Annotated in this window: 16 protein-coding genes; 11 read left to right on the top strand and 5 right to left on the bottom strand. The window is 69.9% G+C overall.

Annotation, left to right across the window (positions count from 1 at the left end; translation table 11 throughout):
* The first annotated feature begins 154 nt into the window (after positions 1-154).
* From OG456_RS48515 to OG456_RS48490, 6 genes are all read left to right on the top strand, one after another.
* Positions 155-1,231, top strand: coding sequence for a zinc-dependent alcohol dehydrogenase family protein (locus OG456_RS48515; protein ID WP_266571798.1), 1,077 nt, complete (start codon positions 155-157; stop codon positions 1,229-1,231).
* Positions 1,232-1,236: 5 nt separating this feature from the next.
* A complete protein-coding gene (locus OG456_RS48510) occupies positions 1,237-1,908 on the top strand; it encodes a pyridoxamine 5'-phosphate oxidase family protein (RefSeq protein WP_266571486.1) in 672 nt (223 codons plus the stop codon).
* Positions 1,905-2,657 carry an HAD family phosphatase gene (locus tag OG456_RS48505; RefSeq protein WP_266571485.1) on the top strand — a complete coding sequence of 251 codons (753 nt, stop codon included), beginning with the start codon at positions 1,905-1,907 and terminating at the stop codon, positions 2,655-2,657. The genes OG456_RS48510 and OG456_RS48505 overlap by 4 nt, the downstream gene beginning before the upstream one ends.
* Positions 2,654-5,062 (top strand): glycoside hydrolase family 65 protein, encoded by a 2,409-nt coding sequence (locus tag OG456_RS48500; RefSeq protein WP_266571484.1) that lies wholly within the window; start codon positions 2,654-2,656, stop codon positions 5,060-5,062. The genes OG456_RS48505 and OG456_RS48500 overlap by 4 nt, the downstream gene beginning before the upstream one ends.
* Before the next feature lie 430 nt (positions 5,063-5,492).
* Positions 5,493-5,795, top strand: a complete 303-nt coding sequence (locus OG456_RS48495) for a dsRBD fold-containing protein (RefSeq protein WP_266571483.1) — start codon at positions 5,493-5,495, stop codon at positions 5,793-5,795.
* Between the two features lie 262 nt (positions 5,796-6,057).
* Complete coding sequence (locus tag OG456_RS48490) at positions 6,058-7,272, top strand: APC family permease (RefSeq protein ID WP_266571797.1); 1,215 nt, start codon at positions 6,058-6,060, stop codon at positions 7,270-7,272.
* A 59-nt stretch (positions 7,273-7,331) separates the two neighbouring features.
* Here the strand turns inward: OG456_RS48490 and OG456_RS48485 are convergent, their stop codons facing one another.
* On the bottom strand, positions 7,332-8,324 hold the full coding sequence (locus OG456_RS48485) for a nitroreductase (RefSeq protein WP_266571482.1): 993 nt from the start codon (positions 8,322-8,324) through the stop codon (positions 7,332-7,334).
* Positions 8,325-8,348: 24 nt separating this feature from the next.
* Positions 8,349-9,212: a universal stress protein gene (locus OG456_RS48480; protein WP_266571481.1), complete on the bottom strand. Its 864-nt coding sequence runs from the start codon at positions 9,210-9,212 to the stop codon at positions 8,349-8,351.
* Positions 9,213-10,004: 792 nt separating this feature from the next.
* On the opposite strand from OG456_RS48480, the gene OG456_RS48475 reads away from it, so the two are divergent.
* A complete protein-coding gene (locus OG456_RS48475; protein ID WP_266571480.1) occupies positions 10,005-10,865 on the top strand; it encodes a universal stress protein in 861 nt (286 codons plus the stop codon).
* A 535-nt stretch (positions 10,866-11,400) separates the two neighbouring features.
* The gene (locus OG456_RS48470) at positions 11,401-13,131 is read left to right on the top strand and encodes a GAF domain-containing protein (protein ID WP_266571479.1); all 1,731 of its coding nucleotides are present in this window, start codon (positions 11,401-11,403) and stop codon (positions 13,129-13,131) included.
* Between the two features lie 49 nt (positions 13,132-13,180).
* On the opposite strand, the gene OG456_RS48465 is transcribed toward OG456_RS48470, so the two are convergent.
* Positions 13,181-13,882 (bottom strand): response regulator transcription factor, encoded by a 702-nt coding sequence (locus OG456_RS48465; protein ID WP_266571478.1) that lies wholly within the window; start codon positions 13,880-13,882, stop codon positions 13,181-13,183.
* 361 nt (positions 13,883-14,243) lie between these two features.
* Positions 14,244-14,705: a cyclic nucleotide-binding domain-containing protein gene (locus tag OG456_RS48460; RefSeq protein ID WP_266571477.1), complete on the bottom strand. Its 462-nt coding sequence runs from the start codon at positions 14,703-14,705 to the stop codon at positions 14,244-14,246.
* 317 nt (positions 14,706-15,022) lie between these two features.
* Here OG456_RS48460 and OG456_RS48455 point away from each other — a divergent pair, with 317 nt between their 5' ends.
* Positions 15,023-15,457 carry a pyridoxamine 5'-phosphate oxidase family protein gene (locus OG456_RS48455; RefSeq protein WP_323136482.1) on the top strand — a complete coding sequence of 145 codons (435 nt, stop codon included), beginning with the start codon at positions 15,023-15,025 and terminating at the stop codon, positions 15,455-15,457.
* A gap of 376 nt (positions 15,458-15,833) precedes the next feature.
* Here OG456_RS48455 and OG456_RS48450 read toward each other — a convergent pair whose 3' ends face one another.
* Positions 15,834-16,487 (bottom strand): CBS domain-containing protein, encoded by a 654-nt coding sequence (locus OG456_RS48450; protein ID WP_266571476.1) that lies wholly within the window; start codon positions 16,485-16,487, stop codon positions 15,834-15,836.
* A 205-nt stretch (positions 16,488-16,692) separates the two neighbouring features.
* On the opposite strand from OG456_RS48450, the gene OG456_RS50745 reads away from it, so the two are divergent.
* A complete protein-coding gene (locus OG456_RS50745; RefSeq protein ID WP_323136481.1) occupies positions 16,693-17,004 on the top strand; it encodes a CBS domain-containing protein in 312 nt (103 codons plus the stop codon).
* Complete coding sequence (locus OG456_RS50740) at positions 16,980-17,312, top strand: BON domain-containing protein (RefSeq protein WP_323136480.1); 333 nt, start codon at positions 16,980-16,982, stop codon at positions 17,310-17,312. Before OG456_RS50745 ends, OG456_RS50740 begins: the two co-directional genes overlap by 25 nt.
* Positions 17,313-17,426 lie beyond the last annotated feature (114 nt).

Raw genomic sequence — 17,426 nt, 5'->3', positions numbered from 1 at the left:
TGGCGACAGAAACCGTGCCGGACCGGGCCGGGCACCCGGCACGGACCCGACCGGCCGGGGAGGGGGGACCGTCCGGCCCATGCGCACCGCATACCCGACGGGCCAGCCTGAGGGTGACCCGTACTGGACGAGACAGGAACAGAGGGGCGACGTCATGAAGGCACTCGTCTTCCACGGCCCGGGACAGACCGCCTGGCAGGACGTTCCGGATCCAGGCATCAAGGACGCCGCCGACGCGGTGGTCCGTGTCGATGCCGTCACCATCTGCGGCACCGACCTGCACATCATCAAGGGTGACGTGCCTGAGGTGACCCCCGGCCGTGTCCTGGGCCACGAGGCGGTAGGCACGGTCGTCGAGACCGGCGGCGACGTCCGCAGCGTACGGCCCGGCGACCGGGTCCTGATCTCCTGCATCACCTCTTGCGGCCGCTGCCGGTTCTGCCGCGAAGGCCACTACGGCCAGTGCCGCGGAGGCGGGGGCTGGGTCCTGGGCCACACCATCGACGGCACCCAGGCCGAATACGTCAACGTGCCCTTCGCGGACCTGTCCGTGCATCCGCTGCCCAGCGCCGTCGACAGCTACGACGCCGTACTGCTCGCCGACATCTTCCCCACCTCCTACGAGGTGGGCGTGCTGAACGGCAAGGTCCAGCCCGGCGACACGGTCGTCGTGGTCGGCGCCGGCCCCATCGGCCTGGCCGCCATCGCCACCGCGCAGCTCTACAGCCCAGGCCGGATCATCGCCGTCGACCGCGCCGAATCCCGCCTGGCCGCCGCCCGCGCGCTCGGCGCGGACGCCACGGCGAGCGCGGACGAGGAGCCGGATCAGCTGGTCGAGGACCTTACCGACGGGCTCGGAGCCGACGTGGTCATGGAGGCCGTCGGTGTGCCCGAAGCCTTCGAGATGTGCACGCGCATGGTCCGCCCCGGTGGCCATGTCGCCAACATCGGAGTCCACGGCAAGCCGGCGACCCTCCACCTCGAAGACCTCTGGATGAAGGACGTCACCCTCACCACCGGGCTCGTCGACACCTACTCGACGCCCATGCTGCTGAAAATGATGGCCGCCGGACGGCTCCCCGCCGCTTCGCTGGTCACCCACCGCTTCGAACTCGGGCAGATGGAGGAGGCCTACGAAGTCTTCTCCCGAGCCGCCGAGACCGGAGCCCTCAAGGTGGTGTTGGGCGGCCCCCAGCACAACGCCGTCACCGTGCAAACCCCGGGGAAGTGAACATCATGCCCAGCACAACACCCAAGCCCGCCAAGCAGGCCGGAATCACGGACCTGGGCCGGCGCATCGCCGCCAGACGAGAAGCGCTCGGACTTACCCGGGAGCAAGTGGGCAACCGCAGTGGAGCGGACGCCTCGTACATCGCCTACCTGGAAGAGCGGTCCGCCAACCCTGGAATCGGCTCGCTCGTCCGCCTCGCCGACGCGCTCGAGACCACCATTGCCGAACTGGCCGGCGCCACGGCCGACCAACCGCCCGGCAGGGGCAGCGCAGAGCGGGACTCCGAACTGGTCACGCTCAGCCCGGAAGAGTGCCGTCGGCTGCTGTCGACGCATGGCATCGGACGCGTCGCGGTCTTCACTCCCGAGGGCCCCGCGGTCGTCCCGGTCAACTACGTCGTGGCCGGTGATGACATCGCCTTCCGGACCTCCGGTGAAGCGCTGCTGATCCGGGCGGCGGGTACGGAGGTGGCCTTCGAGGTCGATCACATCGACGACGCGATGAAGCAGGGCTGGAGTGTCCTGGCGGTCGGTGAACTCACGGGCGTCACCGACGGTGAGAGCATCCGGCGATTGGAGACCACCGCGCGCTCCCTGCCCTGGGCGGGTGGGAACCGCACGCACTGGATGTCGGTCACGCCCGTCCGCGTCAGCGGCCGCCGCGTGGTGCACCGGTGAATCCGGTTCGCGCCGTTGTCTTCGACACCGACGGAGTGCTGCTCGATTCCGCTGTGCTGCACGCGAGCGCGTGGAAGACCGCCTTCGACGGCTGCCTTGACGCGTGGGCAGCCGGCGGCACCGAGCTGCGCCCCTTCGACGCGGATCGTGAGTACCGGGAGCTGGTCGACGGGAAGCCCCGCTACGACGGGGCCCTGGCCTTCCTGAGCGCCCGGGGGATAGGTCTGCCGCCAGGTGCGCGCGGGAACGCGCCGGGATGCGGCACGGTCTGGGCGGTCGCCGCGCGCAAGGAGCAGATCTTCTGCGAGACCCTCACCTCCCGGGCTGTCGAGGCGTTCGCCGATGTCAGCCCTGCCCTTGGCGAGTTGAAGGCGCGCGGCGCGCGTTGCGCGGCCGTGTCCGCGTCCCGGCACGCACGCGCACTGCTGGAGTCCGCCGACCTGGTGGGTCTCTTCGACGCGCTGGTCGACGGTGAGGACGCGGCGCGTCTCGGCCTGGCCGGCAAGCCCGACCCCGCGCTCTTTCTCGAAGCGGCTGCGCAACTGGGTACTGTCCCCGAGGACACGGCGGTCGTGGAGGATGCGATCGCCGGAGTCGGGGCGGGAAGGCGGGGCGGTTTCGGCCTGGTCGTCGGCATCGACCGGTCGCCCGACGCGCACATGGCCGACTCCCTGCGCTCGGGAGGGGCGGATCTTGTGCTGTCCGACCTCGGCGCGCTGCCCGCCGTAGTCCGCGGACACCGGCCATGACCACCTCGTGGGCATGGGAGTTCAGCAGGTACGACCCCAAGACCGAACGGGTCGTCGAGAGCCTGTGCACCCTCGGCAACGGACGGTTCGCCACGCGGGGATCGGCACCCGAGACCGTTCCCGACGCGGTCCACGCCCCGGGAACCTACCTCGCAGGCTGTTACAACCAACTCGTCTCGACCGTGGAAGGCACCCGGATCACCAACGAGGACATGGTCAGGCTGCCCGACTGGACGGCATTGCGCTATCGCTGTCTGCCGGAGGGCGGATCCCCGGGCGAGTGGCTGACCCCCGACGACGCCACCCTGCGCCACTACAGGGTCTCCCTCGACCTACGCCGCGGCACCCATACGCGCCGCATGCTCTTCCAGGACGCGCACGGGCGTCGGCTGGGTGTCACACACACGCGACTCGTCCACATGGGCGACCCGTACCTGGCCGCACAGCGGACGGAGTTCCGCGCCTACGGATGGCGCGGCACCCTCGTCGTCGAATCGGTCCTCGACGGAGACATCGCGAATACCGGTGTTGAACGCTATCGCGATCTTGGCGGCCGTCATCTGACCGGCCATCAGGCCGGTGTCGAGCCGGAAGGAGTCGCGTGGCTGGGCTGTGCGACGACCTCGTCCCGGATCCGGATCGGAGTCGCGGTACGCGTCTCCTCGCGGCCCGTCCGCCGCGTGGCGGTGTCCTGCACCCGCACGGCCGCCGTCCAGACACTCAGGCTGCCGATCTCCCGGGAAAGGCCCGTCGTGGTGGTGAAGACCGCTGCCCTGCGGACATCGCTGGACCGGCCCGTGGCAGATCCCCTGCGCGCGGCCGTCGACCATGCCTCGCGAGCACCGCGTTTCCCCGCACTGCTCACCACCCATCAGGCTGTGTGGGAACGGCTGTGGGCCGAGGGTGAGTTGGAGGTTCCCGGGGAGACGGGGCACATCCTGCGCCTGCACGCGTTCCATGTCCTCCAGACGCTGTCCCCGCTCACCACCGAGCTCGACGTGGGCGTGCCCGCCCGGGGACTGCACGGGGAGGCCTATCGGGGGCACATTTTCTGGGACGAGCTCTTCGTCCTGCCCTATGTCACCCTGCACTTCCCGGAGGTCGCGCGCTCCCTGCTCATGTATCGCCACCGCCGACTGCCGGCGGCCCGCGACACTGCGCTTCGGGCCGGTTTCGCAGGCGCCATGTTCCCCTGGCAGAGCGGGAGTTCGGGCCGCGAGGAATCACAGACGCTGCACCTCAACCCCCGATCCGGCAGATGGCTGCCCGACCACTCGCATCTGCAGCGCCACGTCGGATCGGCCATCGCCTGGAACGTCTGGCGCTACGGCCGAACCACGGGCGACACCGGATTCACGCACGGGCCCGGCGCCGAACTCCTGCTGCACATCGCCCGCTACTGGGCCAGTGCCGCCGCCTACGACCCCGACCTGCGGCGCTACCGGATCCGGGGCGTCCTGGGCCCTGACGAGTACCACGACGCCTACCCGGACGCCACCACACCCGGGATCGACGACAACGCCTACACCAACGTCACCGCCGCCTGGGTGCTCGCCCGCGCCCTCGACCTGTACGAGGAGCTGCCGCCCGCCCGCCGCGGTGAGCTGATCACGGAGTTGGGCCTCGGCCGTGCGGATCTCGACCGGTGGCGGGAGATTTCACGCCGGATGTACGTGCCCTTCCACAACGGAGTCATCAGCCAGTTCGACGGATACGGGGACCTGGCCGAACTCGCCTGGGACGCCTACCGGGCCCGCTATCACGACATCCGCCGCCTGGACCGCATCCTCGAAGCCGAGGCCGACACGGTCAATGCCTACCAGGCCTCCAAACAGGCCGACACCCTCATGCTCGGCTACCTCTTCCGACCTGCCGAGCTGTACGAGATCTTCGCCCGGCTCGGTTATCCCCTCGACGACGACACCTGGCGTGCGACCGTCTCCTACTACCTCGCACGGACCAGCCACGGCTCGACTCTCAGCAGTCTCGTGCACGGCTGGGTCCTCGCCCGGCAGAGGGGCGCCGACGCCTGGCCGCTCTGCCAGGAGGCCCTGCTGAGCGATGTCACCGACATCCAGGGCGGCACGACCGGCGAAGGCATCCATCTGGGCGCCATGGGCGGCACCCTTGACCTGGTCGAGCGTGTCGTCGTCGGACTGGAGGCGTGCGAGGACGGACTCCGCATTGACCCCGTACCGCTTGGCGAAGTACCCCGCTCGACCTTCACTTTCTGCTACCGGGGACATCGGGGTGTCCGCGTCCGATTCCTGCCGGGCCGGTTCGGGATCAGCGTGCCCGCTGCGCCGCACGGACCCCCTGTCGACCTCGTACTGCCGGGCGGCCGAACGGCGAGAGTGGCCCCGGGAAAGGAGCGCTGGTTCAGGCTGCCTGCGGGCCAGGCGTAGTGACCCGCAGTACACAGAGTGGCCGGGCCCCCGGGATGCGAAGTATCCCTCAGCCTTTGTGGGCTCCGACCGCGGCGACGGAGTAGCCTCAGTACATCCGCCGTCAGGGTCTTCAGCCGCTCGGAGCGTCCCGAAGACCAAGCAGACCGGTCGGGCCCTGACAGGTACGGCCCATTCGGCCCCTGCCGCCGGCCCCCTCGGCACTGCGGCGCACCCCTCCGTTGCGTGATGGTGGAAGCCGGACGCCGCTCATGGCACCGCTTGCCCGACGAGGTGACGACGATGCAGCGCATTCGCATCCAGCCCCGACCGAAGCAGCCACACAGGCCTGCTCCGCCGGACCTGCGCACACCGCCCGGCCGCCCGCTGCCCTACTGACCCTGAGAGAATCCGCGCCCCACGGAGGACGTATCAGCCCGGGAGGCACCCCATGTCACGCACGCTGGAATGGAAGCTGCGGTTGTACCTGTTCGAGGAGGACAGCGAGACGAAAGCACGGCTGGAACTCGACACCGGCATCGCCAAGTTCACCGGTCACGGTCTCGCCCGTTGCGCGGCGTCCGACACGGACGTCCCGGAGATCGGCGACGAACTCGCCGCGAGCCGGGCGTTGACCGACCTCGCCGCGCAGATGCAACAGATGGCGAACGGCGACCTGGAAGCCGTCGCGCCGCTCACCGGCCGCGCCCCCGGCACACCTCGGTCCGGCTGGCTTGACATGTCTGCCTTATGAGCGCGGCCACCGTCCGCGTGCGCTTGCCTACCGCCCACGCGACGCAGGGTTCCAGCGCGAGCACGAGGTCCTGGATCTGAGGTCTGGCCCCAGGGCGGAACAGCGCCTGGGATGCGGCACGGACCGTTCATTGCGATGCCCTATTGTCTGCGCGGACCGCCGGACACGGACCCGCGGCCGCAGCCGGCAAGGAGCGACGACGTTGAGCGGCACACCCCCACATGCTTCCGGAGTGCCGGACGAACTCGAGCGTCGCCTCGGGATGTCGGACGCGGTGCTGATCGGTCTGGGGTCGATGATCGGCGCCGGGATCTTCGCCTCCCTGGCACCGGCCGCCCGCTCCGCCGGTTCCGGCCTGTTGATCGGTCTGACCCTCGCCGCCGCTGTCGCGTACTGCAACGCGACGTCCTCCGCGCGGCTGGCCGCCCTCTACCCGGCCTCGGGCGGCACCTACGTCTACGGCCGCGAGCGGCTCGGGGAGTTCTGGGGCTACCTGGCCGGCTGGGCGTTCGTGGTCGGCAAGACCGCCTCCTGCGCGGCCATGGCCCTGACCGTCGGCGCCTACATCTGGCCCGGTCAGGCCCATGCGGTCGCCGCCGCGGCCGCGGTGGCGCTCACGGTGGTCAACTACGCCGGTGTTCAGAGGTCCGCCTTGTTGACGCGGGTCATCGTGGCGCTCGTGCTCGCGGTGCTCACCGCCGTCGTGGTCGCTTCCGTCACCTCGGGAAGCGTGGACGTGGCTCGCCTGGGTGTCGGCTCGGACGCTACGTTCGGCGGTGTGCTCCAGGCGGCGGGGCTGCTGTTCTTCGCGTTCGCCGGCTACGCGCGTATCGCCACGCTCGGCGAGGAGGTCCGCGATCCGGCCCGTACGATTCCGCGCGCCATCCCCGTCGCCCTGGGCATCACCCTCATCGTCTACACGGCGGTTGCCGTGTCCGTGCTGCTGGTGCTCGGTCCGTTCGGACTGGCCGCTTCTGCGGCGCCGTTGACAGAGGCGGCCGACGCGGCGGGCTCCGACTGGCTCGTCCCTGTCGTGCGGGTAGGCGCGGCACTGGCCGCGCTCGGTTCCCTGCTCGCCCTGATCCTCGGCGTCTCCCGCACCACCCTTGCCATGGCCCGCGACCGTCACCTGCCGCACTGGCTCGCCGCGGTGCACCCGAAGTTCAAGGTCCCCCACCGGGCCGAACTCCTCGTCGGAGCAGTTGTCGCCACATTGGCCGCCACCGCGGACGTTCGCGGCGCGATCGGCTTCTCCTCCTTCGGCGTCCTTGTCTACTACGCCGTCGCCAACGCCTCCGCCTTCACCCTCACGCCCGCCGAAGGACGTCCCGCCAGGACCATCCCCGTCCTGGGCTTGGTCGGATGCCTCGTCCTGGCCTTCGCCCTCCCGTTGAACTCCGTCATCACCGGAGCCTGCGTACTCGCCGTGGGCGGCACCGCCTACGGAATCCGCCGCGCCCACGCCCACAGGAGATGACCGGCGCGCCCGGGACCGGACCGATGAGTTCATCGTCGCCTGACCTCGGGACGCAGGATTCACACGACCGTGAGCACGTCCTGCGCGGGTCGCCGGGGCGTCGCCGGGCCCTGGGGGCCGTAGCCGAGGCGGATGACCATGTGGACGTGGCCCATCGTGTCGCTCGGGTCGCGGACCGCCCAGCGCAGTTCGGGCCACTCCAGGGGCTGGGAGGTCATCGAGGTGACGAGGCCGTCCAGGGTGGCCTGGAGCAGGATGCGCTGCAGGGCCTGGCCGGCCTTCATCCAGTCCGTCGGGGTGTCGCCCGAGGTGCCGAGCAGGGCGATGTGCGGATGCTTCTCGAAGACAGCGGAGTCGCGAGCCATGACGGGGCGCCATGAGCCGAAGTCTCTTACGGGGGCACTCATTCCGGACTGGCGGGGACCGAAGGCGTATGCGGGGATGCCTTCCGTGGCCGGGCCTTCACCCGGCGCGCCGGTACGGGTCCAGGCGACGGTCTCCTCGCGCACCGCGGGATTTGATCCCTCTCGGTTCTCGGAGTCGTGGACGAGATCGAGAACGGCCTCGGTGTGCCAGGCATCCGGCAGCATCAGCTTGCACTCTTCGAGGAGGGCGGCGGCTCGCAGGCCGTCCAGGATCGGGGCCGGGATCTCCTCGTCCGTGAAGGGGAAGCGGCTGGTATGCCGGCGGCGCAGGGCAGGGTGGAACAGCGCGAGTTGAGCCTCGAGGGCCGCGGTCGGTTCCCGGAGGTGTACCTCGGCCAGGAACCAAGGGTCGTGCGGATCGGGCAGGAGGCGGACGACCGGCTCCCGTCCCGCTCGGACGGCCGCCACCCGCAGATTGAACAGGGAGGCGGCGCAGCCCAGATGGAGCGCCCGGTGGTTCGGGTCGGTGTGCGGCATGGTGCGCGTGGAGTCGCCGTACAGCTCGACCGTGCCGCTGCTCGGCCGGCAGACGAACCTCCAGGGCTGGGCGTTGTGCATGGAGGGCGCGGTGACGGCGTCCTCGATCAGCGATGCGACGGCTACCGTTTCGAGGGGCTGTGCGGACATGGCCGGGTCCTGTCTGTACGTGCCTCAGTCGTGGGCGATGACGGCGACCGGGGCGGCGGAGTGGTGCAGCACGGCGTGTGTGATCGCGCCGATGTGGGTGCCGATTGCGGCGGCTTCGCGGATGCGCCGGCCGACGACGACCAGGGCGGCGTCGGAGGAGGCGTCGAGTATCTGGATGGCGGCCTGGCCCATGGGGTGGGTCGGGTTCACCTCCACCGAGGGGTACTTGTCGCGCCAGGGGCTCGGCATCTCGTCCATGACGGTGGCGATACCGTGCCTGATCTGCTCCTGGATACCGGGGGTGAGTATCCGTGCCTGGCTGTAGACCGGCGTCGCGGACCATCCGTACACCACACGCAGGGTGCAGGACCGGCGCGACGCCTCGTCGAAGACGAACGCGAGGAGCTTGTCGCAGCGCTGGTAGATGTCCACGCCGACCACGACGGGCCCGTCGGCGAGGTCGGTGTCGGCGGACCGTACGAGAACGACGGGCTGCTGGGTGCCGGCGATGGTGGCGGCGGCGACCGAGCCGACGAGGTAGCCGGCGATGGTGCCAAGGCCCCGAGAGCCGAGCACGAGCATGTCGGAGGTGTCGGCGGCACCGCACAGCGTCTCGGAGGGGAAGCCTCGCAGGCTCTGGGTGGTGATCTCAAGGTCCGGGTGGAGGCGGCGCAGGTCCTGGGTGGCGTCACGCAGGAGTGCCTCGTCCCAGCGGTGGGTGATCTCGGTGCTCGGGACTTGCTGCGGCGGGCGTTGTTCCAGCCGCTCGTCGACGTGAACGAGGTTCAGGGCAATACCCCTGAGCTCTGCCTCCCGGGCGGCCCAGCGGGCGGCGGTGGCGCTCTCACGGGAGCCGTCCAGGCCGGCGGTGATGTGGGTCGTCGCCATGATGGTCATCTCCTCGGCGGAGGTGCGGTGATCTCAGCGTCCGCCCGGTGGCGTGTTCCGGGGAGGGGCCAGGAGGGCCTCTCGCGGGGCCGACCGGCCCTGACGGTGTCCTGCGCTGGGTGTGCGCAGGTCGGCTTTGTCATGGGTCTCCCCACGTGCCGTCGTCGACCCCGCATCCGAGGTGTTGAGCGACGGACACCACCCCGTCCGGCAGAGCCGGTCGATCTCTCACCGCTTCCTGGTATTCGGCTCCCGGCGACGGTTCCGGCGGACGGGCGGGCGCAGCGCCCTCACAAGCCACCGTGTGCCGCGCGTGTGTCGCACTTCGAGGCCGATCGGTCCGCTCCAAGGGCCGACCGGACCCGCCTGACTCACAGCCGACGGGCGCCGGACCGTACGCGGGACCTTTGGCCGCCGGACGGACCCGTGCGGCCCCCTCCCCGCCGATAGCCCTGATGCCAACGTGAGAACCGAACCGAACCGATCACCGATGTCACCGATGTCATCGAAGAAATCGCAGGCGAGTACGAGCGCGCAGCCTGACCGCCGTCGCCGAGCAGGTGCGCCACGAGTTCCCGGAGATGAAGATGGAGGCGGATGCGGCGAAGAGCCGTCCGCGTCCGGGGTGCTGGTCAAGGCGTCGCACCGCGCCGACCTTCTGGCCATGGGCGGGTGACGCTCGCCCGCCTACATCGGCCGCATGCTGGGGCGGGCAACGCACGGCCTCGTGCACCACGCGGAGTGCCCGGTCCTGTTCATCCCGCGGAACGACACCGAGCACGGGAGCGAGTCATGACGAACACCGCCGCAGGCCGAGAGATCCTCGTCGGCATCGACCCGGCGAGGGACTGCCACATGCTGCTGGCCTGGGCAGCCGACGAAGCCCACCGCCGCAGGCTTCCACTCCGACTCCTCGTGGCAGTCCCCGCACAGCTCGACAGCCAGCACGTCGACGCCACCACACAAATGATGGCGCAGCGGCGAGAGGGAACGCGGGCCCTGGAGGTGGCCGCCTCCTGGGTGCGCGAGCGCCATGCCGACGTCGACGTGGCCACGGACGTGCTCGACGGCCGCCCCGCCCAGATCTTGATCCGGCTGTCGGGCCGGGCACGGATGATCGTGCTCGGATCGCGGCACTTGAGCCGCACGGAGGAGTTCCTCAGTGCGGGCTCCCTCGTGGTGCCGGTATCGGCGCAGGCTCGCTGCCCGGTCGTGGTGGTGGGCGACGCCGAGCACGTGACGCAGGAACCCCTGTACCTCGTCGTGGGCGTCGACGGCAGTGAGCCCTCGAAGGCGGCCCTGGCCCTGGCTTTCGAGGAGGCCAGTCTGCGCGGCGCCGCCCTGCGAGCCTTGTGGGTGTGGCAGCCGCCCGTCCTCTCCCTGAAGGACGAGCCGTCGCTCGTGCAGACCCAGCGGAGCCTGCTGTCCGAAGCCGTGGCCGGCTGGGCGGAGAAGTACCCGAACGTGCCGCTCACACACGAAGTGCCGGTCGGACACCCGGTCGAGGAGCTGGCCCGAGCTGCCGAGCGCGCCCTGGCCGTGGTTGTGGGCCGCAGGGGCAACGGCGGCTACCTGGGGATGCGGCTGGGATCGGTGGTGCACGGACTGCTGCACCGTGCACAATGCCCGGTCGTCACGGTGCCCGTCAGATGAAGTCGCCGTGGCCACCGCCGCGGATCAGGCACCCGCTCCCTGGGGCAGCCTGCCGGGCTGACCGGGGCGGAGGCGGCCCGCCTGCTGACGCAGTACGGCCCCAACGCTACGGCGTTTTCTGTCCATAACTCCTGCGTGAACGCCCACCGTCGTGTTGAGGACGATCACCAGGGCGATGACGACAGCATCCGCATGGTCGCGGATCGCGAGCGTCAGCAGCCCCTTCCTTCCATTGGCAGTCTTCGCCTCGGCCCTGCTCGCGCTCGCCGCGCTCCGTATCGGAGACCGAGCGCCTTGGGCCGGGAGGGGATCGGTCTTGCCGCACCCTCCGCTCTGGCCGGATGCGGCGCGGCGTGTTTCTGGACCCCGGGTTCTACAAGGAGGCAGGGACATCGGGGACCAGAACCACCTGCGTCGGGAATCCCGCGTCCGTTGCCTGCCGGGTGGCCGTGTCCGACCGGAACAGGCTGGAGCCGGACGCTACCGTGAAAGGTGCGGGCTGGCTCCGCAACCCGCAGGGTGGCCGGAGGTACTGATGGGCGGGGATGGTCCGGACGCTGCGGGCGCGCAGGTTCCGAGACTGCGGATGGACGAGTTGCTCGACGAGCTCCAGGTCCGCATGGACGAGGTCCGCGGCACGCGGGACCGGCTGAACGGGCTGCTCGAAGCGGTCATGTCAGTGGGTCGGGAACTCGACCTGCCGCAGGTGCTGCGCGGCATCCTCGAGGCGGCCACAATCCTCGTGGACGCGGGGTACGGGGCGCTCGGTGTGATCGGTGACGACAAGAAACTCGCGGAGTTCCTCACCGTGGGCATCAGCGACGAGCTGCGCGCGCAGATCGGGGAACTGCCCTCGGGGCACGGCATCCTGGGGGAGCTGATCCGCCACCCCGAACCGCTGCGGCTGTCGGAGTTGTCCGAGCATCCCGCTTCGTACGGGTTCCCGCCCAATCACCCTCCGATGCACAGCTTCCTGGGGGTACCCATCCGGGTCCGGGAGGAAGTATTCGGCAACCTCTATATGACCGAGAAGAGAGGTGGGGCGGACTTCGACGCCGAGGACGAGGCCGTCCTGGCGACCCTGGCCGTTGCGGCCGGCATCGCCATCGAGAATGCCCGCCTCTTCGAAGAGGTCAGCCTCAGAGAGCGCTGGCTGGCCGCCAGTACGGACTTCACCAGCGCGCTGCTCTCGGGCTCCGCCGAGTCCCAGGTTCTCGAAGGAATGCTGGAGCGGTCCCGTGACATCACCGGAGCCGACGTGGGCGTTTTCTATCTGGTCGGCCAGAACGGCGAACTGCGGGACTCCTTGGCGCTGGGAGAGGGAGCCGACGCACACCGAGGCATCGTCCTCCCCATCAGCGCGGGCACCCTCGCCGCGGCGGCGCTCGCCGAGGACGGGCTGGTCACGGTGCCGGACGTCGAGTCCGACGAGCGGGCGGAACACGCCGAGTGCTGGACCGGCTTCGGACCGGCTGTCGCGATCGCCGTCAGCACCAAGGAGAAACTGAGTGGCGTCCTGATGCTGGCCCGTCGCCGGGGCCGTCCGCCGTTCGCGGCCGCTGAGGTCGCCGCCCTGCCGGCCTTCACGGGACAGGCGGCCCTCGCACTGGAACTGGCCGACCGGCGGCGCGACGCGGAACAGATGAGTCTGCTCGAAGACCATGACCGGATCGCCCGCGACCTGCACGATCTGGCGATCCAGCGCCTCTTCGCCACGGGTATGACCCTGCAGAGCGCCCAGCGCTTCGTCGAGCACCCGCAGGCGGCCGAGCGACTGGCGCGGGCGATCGACGACCTCGACGCCACCATCAAGATCATCCGCTCGACGATCTTCGGCCTGCGTGAGCATGATGTGCCAGGGGTGGCACCGAAGCTGAGGCTGCGAGCCGTACAGGCCATGGACGAGGCGGGTGCGGCGCTCGGATTCGCCCCGGCCTTGCGTATGGAGGGCCTCATCGACACGGAGGTGTCGCCCGGCGTGGCCGACGAAGTTCTCGCCGTGATCGGGGAGGCCCTGGCCAATGTGGCCCGCCACGCCCGTGCCACCTCCGTCGAAGTGGCGATCGCAGCCGCGGACGGCGTACTGACCGTGTCGGTCAGTGATGACGGTATCGGCATCCCCGAGGGTGGCAGGCGCAGCGGGCTGCGCAACCTCGCCGAACGCGCCGAGCGGCTCGGCGGCGCGCTGTCGATCGCGGCGCGAGATCAGGGGAACAGGGGCACCAGGCTGGAGTGGAGGGTTCCGCTCACCGGGACCGCGGATTGAGCCTGGCGATCATCCGGCCCGTGGACTGAGCCGGACGGCCGCGCGGTCTTCAGTGCTCGCCCTTGCCGCGTTCGCGTACCTCTGCCGCGATGACGGCCGCCTGGACGCGCCGCTCAACGCCGAGCTTGCCCAGCAGCCGGGAGATGTGGTTCTTGACTGTCTTCTCGGACAGGTAGAGCTCTTTCGCGATCTGCCGGTTGGTGAGCCCGTCGCCGACGAGTTCCAGCACCGAGCGCTCCCGCTCGGTGAGCCCCTCCAGTCGTGCGTCTTCCGGCGGCTTCACGGTCTGCGGATCCCGCAAGGAGCGGATCAGCCTGGCCGTTGTCGCCGGGTCGAGCATCGACTGGCCCGAGGCGACCGTCCGAACCGCCGACACCAGGTCGGAGCCCTTGATCTGCTTGAGGACGTACCCGGCGGCGCCAGCCATGATCGCGTCAAGCAGGGCCTCCTCGTCGTCGAATGACGTCAGCATCAGGCAGGCCAGCTCCGGCATGCGCGAGCGAAGCTCCCGGCAGACGCTGATGCCGTCGCTGTCGGGCAGCCGTACATCGAGCACGGCCACATGGGGGCGGAGTGCGGGGCCGCGGGTCAGCGCCTGCTCGGCGGTGGACGCCTCGCCGACCACCTCGATGTCGGGCTCGGCGCCCAGGAGGTCGTGCAGACCCCGGCGTACAACCTCGTGGTCGTCCAGGAGGAAGACCCGGATGGGCGTCTCGGCGGAGGTGCTCGCTGGCCTCGCTGCGTCGGACATGTGCGCCCCTGTGCTCGGTCCGCTCTTGCCTAATCCCATATGAATTGTCTCAGGAGTAGGGACAAGAGCACCCGGCAGCGGGCCGTGTGCCAGGCCGCCGAGCCGACAGAACCCTCATGCAGCGCCGGACGGACGTCCCCCATAACCTCGACCGCTCGGAGAGCCCGCGCCGGCAGGGCACCAGTGTCAGGTCCCGGAGCGGTCCTTGAGGGGTGACGACGCCGTCCAACACGGTGAACTCGGCAGGGGTGGGCAGCGCACCTCGCCGAGGGCGATCGCGATGTGCGACATGACGTCACTGACGGTGTGTGAGGTGCGGGCGTGATCGGCTCCGGGCCGCATCGGGTCGGGCAGTGGCAGCTCAGACCACGCTGCCGCTGCCGTACGGGGCGTAAAGGTCGAGGAGTCGAACGCGCGTCGCCTGGAGTCGGTGGGCGAGCACCTGGCTCACCCAGTGCCCGACGACGAAGCCGAACGCGGGATCGGCGTCCATCAGCATCCGCACGGTCAGTGCGTCGAACTCGTGTGTTCGTACAGGCGTCGTTGCTTTTGCCCCCATATGCCAGCGGTACGGCTTGAACATCCATGACCAACCGACCAGTTCGCCGCGGCCCAGGTCCTCGATGACGGCCGGCTGCCTGCCGGGCACGTGCAAGTCCATGGCGACAGCGCCGGACCGGATGATCCAGAACCTGTCTGCGTGCCCGCCCTCGCTGAAGAGGCGTGCTCCTTCCCGGAAGCTGACGTCGCGGGCGTGTTCCATCAGCCGGGAGCGGTACTCCGGGGGCAGGGCGGTGATCCGGGTGGGAAATGGTGTGCGCATGGGTGCCTTCGTTCACTTCCGCTTTCAGTCTGCGGCGTTGCCAGGACCGTCCCGCATGGGCCGACCGGCCCCGCTCGTAGCCCGACCGGCCCATGACTGCCGGGGTGGCTGGGGGCGACAGTGGCAGACACCGGGACTCCGCCGTCGGACACCCCGGCCGGCAGTGAAGACGAGTCCCGACGCTGCCTGACAGCCCTGACCACGAACCAAGCCGACGGCAACGGGCGCGAGGGGCCGAACAGAAGGGCCGGATGATGGAACTCAAGGCCACAGGACAATCCGCAGGCCATGACCACGTCACCCAGCAGGGTCGGCGCGTGCGGTACTTGGACCGCGATGAGGCTCTTCGGCTGCTCGCCACCGTATCGATGGGACGTCTGGTCTTCACCGAGCGTGCCCTGCCGGCCGTACGCCCGGTGACCCACTTGGTGGTGGGCGAGGACATCGTGGTGCGACTCGACGACAGATCAACCCTCACCTCCCTGGTGACCGATCCCGGCACGCCCGGCGTCGTCGTCGCCTACGAAGCCGACGTCATCGATCCCGAGTCGCACCTCGGATGGAGCGTGGTCGTCACGGGGTTCGCCTACGTGGTGGCCGATGCCGAGGAGGGCCATGGCTACGCAGAACGGCTGCGCCCTTGGGCGGGGGAATCGACGAACAGTGCCGTGCGCATCCGGCCTGGCGTCGTCAACGGCTTCCGCCTTGAGGCGGTGTCTCCTGAGGCGGTGCCTCGGAGTGAACGGGAGTAGGGGGCTCACGGGCCGAGACGGCGTGTGCGTGTGCGTGGGCGACGCCGGCGCGTGAGGCTGCTGAGCCGGGAGGTTCAGGGGGCAGGAGGCGGCTGGGGTCAGCGACCACGTTGCTGACGGCGAGCGCCTGAGATGTCACTTCCGACACCGGGCGGCCGAGTCGACGCAGGCCGGCACGTACAACGGGTGTTCCGCCCTGGGACGGTCCCGTCGTTCCTCGACCACATCTGGACGCTCGGAATCGGCGAACTCTCCCAGGCCTCATGACCGTTGGTGTCGACGATGTCGTTGTAGAGGCGAACGTGACGGAAGCTCTGACCCGCAGCACGTCGCGGGCCCCGGCCCCGGGGAACCCCACCTACTGCCCGGTCTCGACCTACTGCGCGGTCTCGCGCGCAAGGTCGAACTGCACGTCGACGATGCCCTCGACGGACCGCACCAGGCGCGCGGCTATGGGGACCAGGCTGGTGTCGTGGATGCGGCCTGTCAGGGTGGCCACTCCGTCATGGACCTCCACTTGAATGGCAGAGGCCGGCGGCGGGAAGAGGTGGGACACAATCTCGTGCCGGACCTCCTCGGCGATCTTGTCGTCCCCACGCAGGAAGACCTTGAGCAGGTCGGCACGGCTGACGACACCCGCCAGCAGACCCACCTCGTCCACCACGGGCAGCCTCTTGACCCCCTCTTGCGCCATGGTGCGCGAAGCCTCGGCGAGCGTGGCGTCGGCGCGGATCGTCACGGCGGGGGAGGACATGAGGTCCCCGGCGCTCAGGGCGTCGGCCTTCGCCACGTCGACCGGCTGACGCAGTTGGAGGTAGGCGGCGTCAGGGGCGTCGCGGAGTTCCTCTTTGGTCAGGAGGTCGGCTTCGGAGACCACGCCGACCACTTGCCCCTCGCCCTCGATCACAGGGAGAGCACTGATCTGCCACTCCTGCATCAGCTGGACGATGTCCTTGAAGGGGGCCCGTCGGCCGACGGCGGCGACCGTGTGGGTCATGACATCGCTGACGATGTGCGGGGTGCCATACATGATGACTCCGTAGGTGTGCGTCGGTCCTGCCACTTCCAGCCTGCGCCGGTGAAGGCGGGGTGGCCAGGGGACACCTGGCCCTACGGGCGGGCCGTACGGCTATTGGCTGCCCGACACGGGCGGGCGGGCAGCGGGTCGGCGATGGACCCTCAAGAGGCCGCAGCCTGAAAGGGTCCGAGACGGCACCCGAGCTCTGGAAGAGGCGATGAACGGCATTCCGACCCTCGTGAACGACGTGATGACGCACCGGGCCGTCGCAGTGCGGACGGGCGCCGCCTTCAAGGACATCGTCACGGCGACGCGCGAGTGGCGGGTCAGCGCTCTTCCGGTACTGGACGACGCGGGACATGTCGTCGGCGTCGTCTCCGAAGTCGACCTGCTGCCCAAGGAGGAGTACCGCGCGGGAGATGTGGGCCGCTACGGGCAGCGGCAGGATCTCCGCTCGCTCCCGCCGCCCGCGTCATGGCGTGCAACAGGGGCGAACGGCTGCCGGTGGTCGACAGCGACGGGACGCTGAAGGGCACCGTCAGCTGCTGCGATCTGCTGAAGATCTTCCTGCGGGAAGACGAGGTCATCGCCGCGGAGGTCCGGCACGATGTCGTCGCACGGCTCTACGGCACACATACCGAAACCTTCCGGGTCGAGCTGGACGACGGTGTCGTCACGCTCGCGGGCCAAGTCCACGAAACCGCTCTGATCCCACTCGCCGCGTGCCTCGCACGGACCGTGCCGGGCGTGGCGGACGTGCGATGCGCGCTCGTCGGTACGCCCAGTCACCCGGACCTCGACCCCGACCTCCCGGACCCCGGCCGACCCGTCACCTGAGGCCGGTCTCTACACGACAGAGGCGGCTATCGCCCTCAGTTGCGGCGACGTCACGGCCCGCCTCCACGGCAGTCACTGGAACGCACAGCACGGGCGCGCGGCCATGACGAGATG

Origin of the sequence: Streptomyces sp. NBC_01446 (assembly GCF_026340095.1) — a bacterium.
Classification (GTDB): domain Bacteria; phylum Actinomycetota; class Actinomycetes; order Streptomycetales; family Streptomycetaceae; genus Streptomyces; species Streptomyces aureus.
The sequence above is the reverse complement of the archived record's forward strand: the minus strand, read 5'-3'. Positions and strand labels throughout refer to the sequence as shown.